The organism is Microcystis sp. M31BS1 (genome assembly GCF_020245285.1).
Lineage (GTDB): Bacteria > Cyanobacteriota > Cyanobacteriia > Cyanobacteriales > Microcystaceae > Microcystis > Microcystis panniformis.
The window spans coordinates 1-11,098 of record NZ_JADBVE010000403.1 but is presented as its reverse complement, the minus strand read 5'-3'; the positions used below and the strand labels follow the sequence as shown (position 1 = coordinate 11,098).

Annotated in this window: 11 protein-coding genes and 1 pseudogene; 5 read left to right on the top strand and 7 right to left on the bottom strand. The window is 43.8% G+C overall.

What is annotated here, in order from left to right:
• Positions 1–282 precede the first annotated feature (282 nt).
• On the top strand, positions 283–1,932 hold the full coding sequence (locus tag IM509_RS22605; RefSeq protein WP_052277373.1) for an ABC1 kinase family protein: 1,650 nt from the start codon (positions 283–285) through the stop codon (positions 1,930–1,932).
• Between the two features lie 12 nt (positions 1,933–1,944).
• Here the strand turns inward: IM509_RS22605 and IM509_RS22600 are convergent, their stop codons facing one another.
• On the bottom strand, positions 1,945–2,352 hold the full coding sequence (locus IM509_RS22600; RefSeq protein ID WP_052277374.1) for a hypothetical protein: 408 nt from the start codon (positions 2,350–2,352) through the stop codon (positions 1,945–1,947).
• A gap of 348 nt (positions 2,353–2,700) precedes the next feature.
• A complete protein-coding gene (gene glnA / locus IM509_RS22595) occupies positions 2,701–4,122 on the bottom strand; it encodes a type I glutamate--ammonia ligase (RefSeq protein WP_052277375.1) in 1,422 nt (473 codons plus the stop codon).
• A gap of 381 nt (positions 4,123–4,503) precedes the next feature.
• Here glnA and sppA point away from each other — a divergent pair, with 381 nt between their 5' ends.
• Together sppA and aroH are read left to right on the top strand one after the other, a co-directional pair.
• Positions 4,504–5,325 carry a signal peptide peptidase SppA gene (gene sppA, locus IM509_RS22590; RefSeq protein WP_002768456.1) on the top strand — a complete coding sequence of 274 codons (822 nt, stop codon included), beginning with the start codon at positions 4,504–4,506 and terminating at the stop codon, positions 5,323–5,325.
• Positions 5,326–5,393: 68 nt separating this feature from the next.
• The gene (aroH, locus tag IM509_RS22585) at positions 5,394–5,795 is read left to right on the top strand and encodes a chorismate mutase (RefSeq protein WP_072924912.1); all 402 of its coding nucleotides are present in this window, start codon (positions 5,394–5,396) and stop codon (positions 5,793–5,795) included.
• A 16-nt stretch (positions 5,796–5,811) separates the two neighbouring features.
• Here the strand turns inward: aroH and IM509_RS22580 are convergent, their stop codons facing one another.
• A complete protein-coding gene (locus IM509_RS22580; protein WP_185237583.1) occupies positions 5,812–6,705 on the bottom strand; it encodes an alpha/beta fold hydrolase in 894 nt (297 codons plus the stop codon).
• 58 nt (positions 6,706–6,763) lie between these two features.
• Between IM509_RS22580 and IM509_RS22575 the strand changes: the two genes are divergently transcribed.
• On the top strand, positions 6,764–7,606 hold the full coding sequence (locus IM509_RS22575; protein WP_185237584.1) for an alpha/beta fold hydrolase: 843 nt from the start codon (positions 6,764–6,766) through the stop codon (positions 7,604–7,606).
• Here the strand turns inward: IM509_RS22575 and IM509_RS22570 are convergent, their stop codons facing one another.
• The 3 genes from IM509_RS22570 to IM509_RS22560 form a co-directional block, all read right to left on the bottom strand.
• Positions 7,607–8,440: a M48 family metallopeptidase gene (locus IM509_RS22570; protein ID WP_052277377.1), complete on the bottom strand. Its 834-nt coding sequence runs from the start codon at positions 8,438–8,440 to the stop codon at positions 7,607–7,609. It lies immediately after the preceding gene.
• Positions 8,441–8,503: 63 nt separating this feature from the next.
• On the bottom strand, positions 8,504–8,788 hold the full coding sequence (locus IM509_RS22565; protein ID WP_052277378.1) for a hypothetical protein: 285 nt from the start codon (positions 8,786–8,788) through the stop codon (positions 8,504–8,506).
• 312 nt (positions 8,789–9,100) lie between these two features.
• Entirely contained in the window at positions 9,101–9,238 is a 138-nt protein-coding gene (locus tag IM509_RS22560) for a hypothetical protein (protein ID WP_158499367.1), read from the bottom strand.
• Positions 9,239–9,344: 106 nt separating this feature from the next.
• Between IM509_RS22560 and IM509_RS22555 the strand changes: the two genes are divergently transcribed.
• Positions 9,345–10,340 (top strand): LysR family transcriptional regulator, encoded by a 996-nt coding sequence (locus IM509_RS22555; RefSeq protein WP_002759960.1) that lies wholly within the window; start codon positions 9,345–9,347, stop codon positions 10,338–10,340.
• A gap of 27 nt (positions 10,341–10,367) precedes the next feature.
• Here the strand turns inward: IM509_RS22555 and IM509_RS22550 are convergent.
• A pseudogene (locus IM509_RS22550) lies at positions 10,368–10,959 on the bottom strand (transposase); the annotation flags it as partial.
• Between the last annotated feature and the right edge of the window lie 139 nt (positions 10,960–11,098).

Sequence of the window (11,098 nt, the reverse complement as noted above, 5' to 3'; positions counted from 1 at the left end):
TTTTGGGGGGTTCTACCCCCCAAACCCCCCGTTGGGGGCGTGGCGCCGCCCCCAAACCCCCCGCGCATTAGTTTTTCGGTGGGATGCTTACAGGCAGCTGCTGATATATCTGTAATAATTTAAAAGTCACTGATAATTGCTGATTATCGGTGTTCCTGCAAATGTGGGATGCACCCATCGATAAGTACCTAACTTACCCACTGATAAACTGATAACTGATAACTGATAACTGATAACTGATAACTGATAACTGATAACTGATAACTGATAACTGATAATACTGTGTTCTCACTCCCCCAAACCAGTCAAAGACAAAAAGAAATCCTTGAGATAGTTCTCGGCAACGGTTGGGACTATATGCGCGGGGTTTTAACCCTAGGAAAAACAGAAAATCCCCAGATTCCTACCCCAGAAGTTCTCAAAAAAATCCTCGTGGAATTGGGGCCTTTTTATGTCAAATTGGGACAGTTACTTAGTACCCGTCCCGATCTGCTACCTGCTAATTATATCGAGGCTTTAACTGCCCTACAAGCGCAAGTTCCTCCCGTTGCTTGGACGGATATAGAAATAGTCATCACCGAACAGTTAGCCAAACCGATCGAAGAGGTATTTAAGTATATTAATCCCCAACCGATCGCCGCAGGATCAATCGGGCAAATTCATCGGGCAACTTTATTATCTGGGGAGGAAGTAGCGATTAAAGTCTTGCGTCCTGGAATCGAAAAAATTGTCGCCCAAGATAGTGCCTTAATTAAGGGAATTGCTGATTTAGTTGCCCTAACAGAATTTGGTCAAAGTTATGACGTTGTTAACTTAGCAGAGGAGTTTATTAAAGCAGTCAATGCGGAATTAGATTTCACCCAAGAAGGTCATTATACTGACCAATTACGCTATAATTTAACCCAGAGTCGGTGGTCAGAACCCAAGCAGTTAGTTATTCCTAAAATTTATTGGCACTTAACTAATTCCAAGCTATTAGTGTTAGAATGGTTAGAAGGAAAACAAATTTTAGAGGCTGATGTTTCTAGACCGCCAACTGAGCAAGCAATTTCCCAAAGAAAAAGCGAAATAACTAGGATTTTGTTTCGGTCATTTTTTCAACAAATTTATATTGATGGCTTCTTTCATGCCGATCCTCACCCGGGTAATATTTTCTATCTTGATGATGGTAGAGTGGCTTTAATTGACTGTGGTATGGTGGGCAGATTAGACCCGCAAACTCAACAAATTTTAACAGAATTGTTATTGGCAATTGTTGACTTAGATGCCAAAAGATGCAGTCAACTAACTATTAAACTATCCGAGTCAGTCGTGCCGATTACTTTAGTACAATTAGAGGTGGATTATGAGCGGATGTTGCGAAAATATTATAACCTCAATTTAAATCAAATTAACTTTAGTGAGGTGGTTTATGAACTTTTGCAAATTGCCCGTCGCAATAGAATTAAACTTCCGGGTAATTTAGGTTTATTTGCCAAAAGTCTCGCTAATCTAGAAGGAACTGCCCGAAAATTTAATCCTGATATTAATATCCTGGAGGAAGTCAAACCGCTATTAACTAATATTCTTGAACAACAGTTAATCGGTAGCACTCCCCTACAAACTGCCCTAAGAACAGTTTTAGACTTGAAATCTTTTTCCCTGAAATCTCCCCGTCAAATCGAAGTTTTACTAGATGGTTTAACCTCGGAAACTTTAAATGTTAATCTGAAAATTCGCGACTTAGATAATCTCCGTCGCAGTTTAGATAATTCCGCCAATCGACTAGCTTTTAGTGTGATTATTGGTTCCTTAATTATCGGGGCTGCTATTGTTACGGCCAGCACCCAATCTCGGCAATTAACTATTATTAGTACCGTATTATTTGCTACAGCTAGTTTTATCGGTTTATGGTTAGTTGTCGGTATCCTGCGATCAGGAAGATTGCGCTAGAAATTATCGCCATTAAATTAAGATTTGTTGTTGTAAAAATTTCGCCCACCGACTGGCTAATTCAACTTCAGTAAAGGGAATTCTTTCAGGCGATCGCTCCTTAAAGATAAATTCTAGGCAAGGGGAACCCTGCGGGGGAAGAGCATCTAAATCCACCACTTGATTATTAACTAACAGACGGATTTCTTTGACCTCCTCTAGGGAAAAAGTTTGTAAATTAATCACTCCCTTACGAGTTGGCTTTCCCCAAGTGATAATTTTATCTTTTTGACCTAAGACAGAATATATATCATACTTAGCTCGCTCGAAGTTTTCCGCCCATTGTCGATAGATTTCCACTTTTTGGTATTCATTCCAACCACTCCAAGCCAACCAAATAAATAGAATTAATAAAGGTGTCCACAATAACCCGCGTTCCATAAACTATCGCCCCAAAATACCAGTCAATTAATCGTATTTTATGCTAAGTGGGTGGGTGGAATTAAATATAAGATGAACGGAGGTTGGGTTGAAGCATGAAACCCAACGCCCGCATGGGTTACGCTACCGCTAACCCATCCTACAAATAATTGTGCCTCCCTACTTAATTGGCAGCAAGGGATTATACTAGGGTTTGCGGCAAAAAGTTTTTCGGTGGTGGCAGGGTGTGGGGAAGGAAACCTCTTTCATCTGCGGTGGTGAAAATTTTTTCATCGGGACTGACTTGCTGATGCGGAAAAAAGGGCAGACAAAAGCCTACCCTAGGATTAATAATTAATCAATCAAACCTTAGACATCGTAGTAGAGAGAGAACTCGTAGGGGTGAGGACGTAAGCGCATCGGGTTAACTTCGTTATCGAGTTTGTAGGTGATCCAGTTTTGGATAAAGTCTTCGGTAAAGACACCAGAATCGGTCAAGAAAGCGTGATCTTTTTCGAGACTTTCCAGAGCTGCTTCTAGAGAACCAGGGGTAGAGGGTATTTTTGACAATTCTTCGGGGCTGAGTTCGTAGATATCCACATCGAGAGGTTCCCCTGGTTCGATTTGATTTTTAATTCCATCGATACCCGCACAGAGCATAGCTGCAAAAGCGAGGTAGGGGTTAGAAGTCGCGTCAGGACAACGGAATTCTAAACGTTTAGCTTTTGGGTTGCTTCCCGATAAAGGAATCCGAATCGAAGCGGAGCGATTACCTTGGGAGTAAGCCAGGTTTACAGGGGCCTCAAAACCGGGGACGAGACGCTTGTAAGAGTTGGTGGTGGGGTTAGTTAAAGCTAAGAGTGCGGGAGCGTGTCTAAGCAAACCACCGATGTAGTGCAGTGCCATTTGGCTAAGTCCGGCGTATTTATCCCCAGCGAACAGGGGTTGACCATCTTTCCAGATAGACTGGTGAACGTGCATCCCGGAACCGTTATCACCAAAGATGGGTTTAGGCATAAAGGTGACGGTTTTACCGTATTTCTTCGCCACGTTCTTAATGCAGTATTTGTAGGTCATCAAGTAGTCAGCGGCCCGTACTAGGGTAGAGAATTTAATCCCTAACTCGTTTTGACCACCAGTAGCGACTTCATGGTGATGTTTTTCGATGGGAACTCCGCAGTCGGCCATGGTTAAGAGCATTTCCGTGCGAATATCTTGAGAGGTGTCGGTGGGACTAACGGGGAAATAACCCTGTTTGTAGGCGGGTTTATAGGCAAGATTTCCCTCTTTTTCGTCCTTACCGCTATTCCAACGACCTTCGACACTATCCATATAGTAATAGCCTGCGTTGGCGGTTTGGTCGAAACGAGCGCTATCAAAGAGGAAAAATTCCGCTTCCGGTCCAAAATATACGGTATCACCTAAACCGGTACTGCTAAGATAATCGATCGCTTTCTGAGCAATAGAGCGAGGATCGCGGCTATACCATTCACCAGTTCTCGGTTCTTTGATGCTACAGATCATGCTTAGGGTAGGTTCCTTGTAGAAGGGATCGATCCAAGCAGTGGTAGGATCGGGAACCATGGCCATATCGGATTCGTTAATTGCTTTCCAACCGCGAATACTGGAACCATCGAAGGCAACACCATCGCTGAAAGAGCTTTCATCGATTTGATCGTAGTAGAACGAGCAATGTTGCCAGATACCTGGCATATCAATAAATTTCAGGTCGATAATCTTAATATTGTTGTCCTGAATCATTTTCAAGACTTCTTGTGGCGTTTCGGGCATGGAAAACTCCTTTGACGTATGAATCGGTTCTTAAGCTTCTCAAAAAATCCATCCTAAACAGTCACTTTGACCAGTTTTGTATTTTTCGATACAAAATCTTTGATCCTAGCTTGAAAAAATCTGTAATTTCCTTGTTCAGGTCGGTAATTGCTCCGAATGGCGATTTGCCTATCAGCTTCTACTGCCCCTTGCCCTACTTAGGGTCTGCTGAATAAATCTTGTTCGAGCTGCCAGTCATCACCGTCCGGCCCTGGCCGTGAGGATGTCAAACACTTAACCAGACATTTTGTCCTTAAATTCTGAAATATAACGTCTGCTTAACCCGGAACGATCAAAGCGTTAGATTAGAAAGAGTCCTTTTTTTAGAGATATTTAAACCTGATGGTCTGGCCTTTTAAACCGAAAACCCACAAACAAATCGCTCGAATAGAAATTACAGGTGCAATTGCCTCCGATACCCGCAAAAGAGTCTTAAAAGCCCTAGAAATCGTCAAAGAAAGGCAATATCCCGCCCTACTTCTCCGCATTGACTCCCCCGGGGGAACCGTGGGGGATTCCCAAGAAATTTATGAAGCATTGAAGCGGTTACAAAAAAACACGAAAATAATCGCTAGTTTTGGCAATATTTCCGCCTCTGGCGGCGTTTATATCGGTATGGGAGCTAATTATATTATGGCTAACCCCGGCACGATTACTGGCTCGATCGGTGTTATCCTCAGAGGGAACAATCTGGAAAGATTGTTGGATAAGGTGGGAGTTTCGTTTAAAGTGATTAAATCGGGCCCCTATAAAGATATTCTCTCCTTCGATCGAGAATTAACTGATGAGGAAGAAAGAATTCTTCAGGATATGATCGATACCAGTTATCAGCAATTTCTGCAAACCGTCGCCGGAGCGAGAAATTTAGATGTCAATCAGGTGAAAAGTTTTGCCGATGGGCGCATTTTTACCGGCCAACAGGCGTTAGAATTAGGAGTGGTTGATCGCTTGGGAACCGAGGAAGATGCCCGACTTTGGGCGCTAGAATTGGCAGGATTACCCCCAGATAAAACTAAATGTCAGACTATCGAAGAACCGAAACCCCTCCTCAGTCGTCTGACGGGCAATCGTTCCCCAATACCCCTAGGATTACAAAAAACCCTACAGCGCCTAGAATTTGAATTGGAAGTTAACGGACAACTATTGTGGTTATACCGACCCTGATGGCCAGATTAAAGTCGAGAAAAAGGGCGCGTTAACCCCTAAAATTGACTCATCAGGATTAGCGGAGGATGACAATCGTGCAGTGGAAGGTTCGAGCCATTCGGGGAGCAACGACAGTAACGGCTAATACTATTGAAGCTATACGAGAAGCAGTAACAGAACTCCTCGAAGCGATCGAAATCCACAATAGTCTCGATCCCGATGATATTGTTAGTGTTATCTTTACGGCAACTCAGGATTTAGACGCGATTTTCCCCGCCGCTATCGCTCGCGAACGTCCCCATTGGCAAAATGTCCCCCTCCTCGATGTGCAACAGATGCACGTCGCTGGTAGTCTGGACAAGTGTATTCGCGTAATTCTCCACGTTAATACTCCCAAACTACAAGGGGAAATGCAGCACGTCTATCTGCAAGGGGCGAAAAATCTTCGCCCCGATTGGCAGATTTCTCCAGTAACTATTAATCGCTAAAATCTTCGATAACTGACTAAATCCTCATTTCCGACAGCCAACTCAAAATTAATTGATTAACTTTTTCGGGATGTTCATCGTGGGGACAGTGACCAGCTTTGGCAATCGGATAAAATTGGGTATTATTTCCCATTTTAGCTCTTTCTTGGTAAATTACCGAACCGGCGATCGGTGTCCAAGGGTCATCCTCTCCCCAGAGTACCAATAAAGGGCGATCGATTTGCGGTAATAATTCCTGGGGAGAAGGTCCGGGGGGTGCTGTCAACACCGATGCAAACACTCCCCACGCACCCGCATCACAGGAGGGTTGATAGAGAATTTCGACTAATTCCTCGGTAATCGCGGTATGATCCCGATAAACCTGTTTTAAGGTGTTCCGGATGCGATTTTTCTGTCTTACCTGTTCAAAAATCAACTTTCCTGTCACGGGAGAACTAACTAAACCGGTAAAGGCAGCCATGATTAAACGCAGCGGAAAATTTAATTCTTCGGGACGATGGTTTAATCCTCCAGCACAGTTGATAATTACTCCTCCGGCAGTGATTTCGGGAGATTCTGCCATCAGCATTAAGGTAATCAGTCCCCCGATGGAATTACCGATAAATACTGCCGGTCTTGCCATTTTTTCCCTGCAAAAGTCTTGTATTTGCCGCTGCCAAAGGTCGAGACTATAATCTAAAGCGGGCTTATCCGCACCCCCAAATCCCAAAAGATCTAGGGCATAGACTTGATAGCCATTTTCCGCTAAAACGGGGATATTTTTGCGCCAATGACCGATAGATGCGCCAAAACCGTGAATTAAGACTAGGGGTTGTCCTTCTCCCCGCACAGTGTAGGGGATGGTGTGACCTTGCCATGTCCAAGACAATTGTTCTAAGCTAGTCGCAGTGAGCGGCGATTGTAGTGCCATTGTATGAAGTTTTATTAAGTGATAGGTAAATTATAGAGTAAAAATCAGCCGAGAATTTATGCCACAACGCCAGACTTTTACCAGTAACTCGATGGCAATTTCCTATTTACAATGGAGCGATCGAGGTATGCCTCTATTATTATTGCACGGCATGGCGGATCATGCTTTGGTTTGGTCAAGTTTGGGCGATTATTTAAGCTCAAATTATCAAGTTATTGCCCCAGATTTGCGGGGACATGGGGAAAGCGGTAAACCCGCAACCGGTTATCACTTTCAGGATTATATCAGCGATTTAAGGGCTTTAATTAATCATTTAGGTTGGAGGCAAGCACATATTTTAGGTCATTCTTGGAGTGCTAAAATAGCGGCAATTTGGGCAACTCAACAGCCGGAAGTATTTAAGAGTTTAATTTTAGTCGATCCCTTTTTTATCGATAAAATGCCTAGTTGGATTAGGATAACTTTTCCGATTCTCTATCAAGTTTTGCCCTTTTTAAAGATTACTCGCTCCTTTGATAGTTATCAGAGCATAGAAGCGATCGCTCGTCAATTAAAACAATATAAAGGTTGGTCAAATTTACAGCAAGAGGTGTTTAAAAATGCCATCGAACAAAAAGCTGATGGCAGTTGGAGCAGTAAATTTACTTTATCGGCACGCGGGGAAATTTTTGAGGATGTCATGGGGTTTGCCGGATTAACTAAAACTTTAGATATTCCCAGTTTATTAGTCCTTCCCCAACAGGGATTAAATCGCACTGCTTGGCAAATTCAATCCTATAAAAAGTATTTAACTTCTCTAGAAATTAAAAAGATACCGGGTAATCATTGGGCATTTTTAGGGGAACCTGAAACTTTTAATCAAGCGGTGGCCGAGTTTTTATCCTTTCGGGAAATTGTATGATTAGCGGAGAGAACGAATCTGCAATTGGTAATAATCCCCGTCTAAACCTTGATTCTGCTTGTTATTAACCGAATTAAGCTGTTTTTGCAGTGCCAAAATCCGATCGCCGGTAGCAGGATGGGTGCTGAGAATTGTCGGGGTAGAACCGCCTTGTTGTGCTAATTTTCCCATAAAGGAGATCATGGCCTTGGCTGCATAACCGGCCTCAGCTAGATTGTTTAAACCCAGTCGGTCCGCTTCTAATTCATCCTTGCGACTATTGGGCAGATTATAGGCGAGATTGACTCCCAATTGTACCCAAGTTTTTGTGTCTAATCCCGCCGCGCTCAGAAGTCCTTGGGCGAGGGCAGTATTGCGTAATTGGGTGATAGAATGACGACCGACGATATGGCCGATTTCATGGGCAATCACGCTGGCTAATTCCGCCTCATTATCAGCAGTTTTAATCAATCCCGTGTGTAAATAGACAAATCCGCCCATAGTAGCGAAGGCGTTAATGCTATTGTCGCGCACCACTTGAAAAGTGTAGGGAAGGTCAGGGCGATCGCTAGTTGCCGCTAATCGCTGTCCGATTTCTTGGACATATTGGTTAATTCTGGCATCTTTGGAGAGTTTTACCTTACCTGATTCTAATAAACCCTGATTAATCTGCCTACCGAGGGCGACTTCCTGCTGAGGAGAAATAGTGGCAAGTTGAATAACCTGCACACCGCGAAAAAGTAAATCCATCCACGAGCGCCCGAAACTGGGTTGGGGATTGATCATCCCGATACTCAGGGTGAGCAGCAGCGTAATCAGGGTTAATAGCCAAAAACGGCAGAAAATAGGGCGCATAGACGATTCGATCCCATAAAAACCTCATTCCCATTCTAGACAGTCAATATCACCCTTTGCCTGTTACTGTCCCCGATTGGTTTGATAGACGTAAAAGTTAAATAAATCGAATAAACTGCCAACAAAAGCAAAGGTGACAGCGATGGTTAACATTCCTTGTAGGGGATAACCGTCGCCGAAAATGGTTAAAAATTGCAGTATTTGGCTAAAACCGGTCTGAGAAACCCAAGTAAAGCCAGGGACATGACTGGTGGCCAATAAAGCAGCTAAAATAGAACCTACCAAGAGGACGGGGGCAACAAAACTTAATAGGGTGGAAAATAGCAGCGAACGGAGCAAAGTAAGCATGGGTGCTGATCTCCAGAGAATTAGCGGGCGATCGAACGGGAATAGGAATCTACACTCGCTCCCCTATAGAATATACGTTCATCTCGGCTAGGGGCGGTTTGTTAAAAAATCTTAAAATATCATTAAGATTCTTGGTTAAGAACGATTAAGTGGTAGACAAAAGTCAACCCGATAATTGCTGGGGCAGCCTTTTTCAGTGATCAGTGAGGGGTGGGGAAGTGGGGAAGTGGGGAAGTGGGGAAGTGGAGGAATTTAAACACCCCAAAACCCCAAAACCCCAAAACTCCCCGCAACGCGCACGCAGTGACCACCCTATTTCCTGACTCGGAGACTCGGAGACTCGGAGACTCGGAGACTCGGAGACTCGGAGACTCGGAGACTCCTGATAACTGATAACTGATAACTGGTAACTGATAACTGGTAACTGATAACTGGAACTACCTGAAGCATTGATCCCCGTGGTGTGGTACTGTCAATTCAGTGTATTTATCGGCACTGGCTTAAGATTTGTCGCTATTGTCCTCCCCTTCTCCTGTCGCTGTTTTTGAGGCTTTCTATGACCGACATTCCCTTCACCCTAGACCAACTGAGAATTCTCAAAGCGATCGCTGCCGAAGGAAGCTTTAAACGGGCGGCAGATACCCTGTATGTATCTCAACCGGCGGTCAGTCTTCAGGTACAAAACCTCGAAAAACAGCTAAATGTGCCGTTATTTGACCGGGGCGGTCGGAAAGCCCAATTAACAGAAGCGGGACACCTACTCTTAAGCTACGGCGAAAAAATTATCACTCTCTGTCAAGAAACCTGTCGGGCGATCGAAGATCTACAAAATCTGCAAGGGGGAACCCTAATCATCGGTGCTTCCCAAACCACAGGAACCTATCTTCTTCCCCGCATGATCGGGATTTTTCGGCAAAAATACCCAGAAGTATCCGTACAGCTACAAGTTCATTCCACCCGTCGCACCTCTTGGAGCGTTGCTAACGGTCAAGTGGATTTAGCCATTATCGGGGGAGAAGTTCCCGCCGAATTACAAGAAACCCTGCGGATTATCCCCTACGCAGACGATGAACTGGCTTTAGTCCTGCCTATTTTTCATCCTCTGTCTAAGGTAGAAATGATTCAAAAAGAGGATTTATATCGACTAAAATTTATCACCCTCGATTCCCAATCGACGATTCGCAAAGTCATCGACAAGGTTTTAACCCGTTGCGAGATCGATACCAAACGCTTAAAAGTGGAGATGGAACTTAACTCGATCGAGGCGATTAAAAATGCCGTACAATCCGGTTTAGGGGCGGCTTTTGTCTCGGTGACAGCGATCGAAAAAGAACTACAAATGGGAGTTATCCACGCTACCCGAATTAAAGATGTGGAAGTACGACGCACTTTGTCGGTAATTATTAACCCGAATCGCTATCGCTCGAAAGCTGCCGAAGCTTTTACCCTAGAAATACTACCCCAATTCTCCACCTATCCGGAATATCTGGCTGACGACCACAACTTTGAACCGATTCCTAACTCGCAACCCGCCGAAATTATGAGTAAATAGGGTTTGCTGAAAAAGTCGCTCAAAGAATTATGCTATTGAGTGCCAATAATTTGTCGCCCAAGTGATAAGTTTTACTTGAGTAAAATCACTTTTAACATAATTTTTATTAAAGCGTTGGCGGCATCTTAGTTCATGTGTTCGCCGAAAAAGCCCGAAAGACAAAAAAAGCCCAAAAAACTGCCGAAGCAGTCGGGAAAGATTGACAACCAAAAAGGTAAGAGCAATGGACGTTTCTGAAGTTTCAGGTAGTTTTGTCATGCACAGATTTAAACCAAATCTTCTCTTAGCTTGTCCGAATTTCCCTTCTATTGCATTGCGAAAACTCTCGTCCTCTTGAGCTTGTTTTTTTAGTTCAGCGCTTCGATTCTTCGGTGGTCTTCCCAATGGTAATCCACTTAATCTTATTCCTCTTGCTTGGTGCGCGTTCCCTGACGCCGTGCGACGGCGCGGGGTCGCATCCGCTTCCTTACACCATGCCAAGTTTTCTCTGGTTCGATAAATTTTATCGACATGAACGGATTGCTGGCTAACAACCATAAGTCTCTTTAAAGTTTTCTACTTGCGCTTTCAAATCTTGAGATTCATTAAAGTTTTCCCAAGACAAACGGTGTAAAAATACGGCTCTTCGGGAATTGTTATGCAAATAATTAACTTAAAATAAAATTCGATGAGAGCGCCTACGCTCAAAAGTAGCTGAAATCCATACAGGGAAGGACTTAAGGCACAAACAGGTTAATACCAAAAGATAGACAATTGAG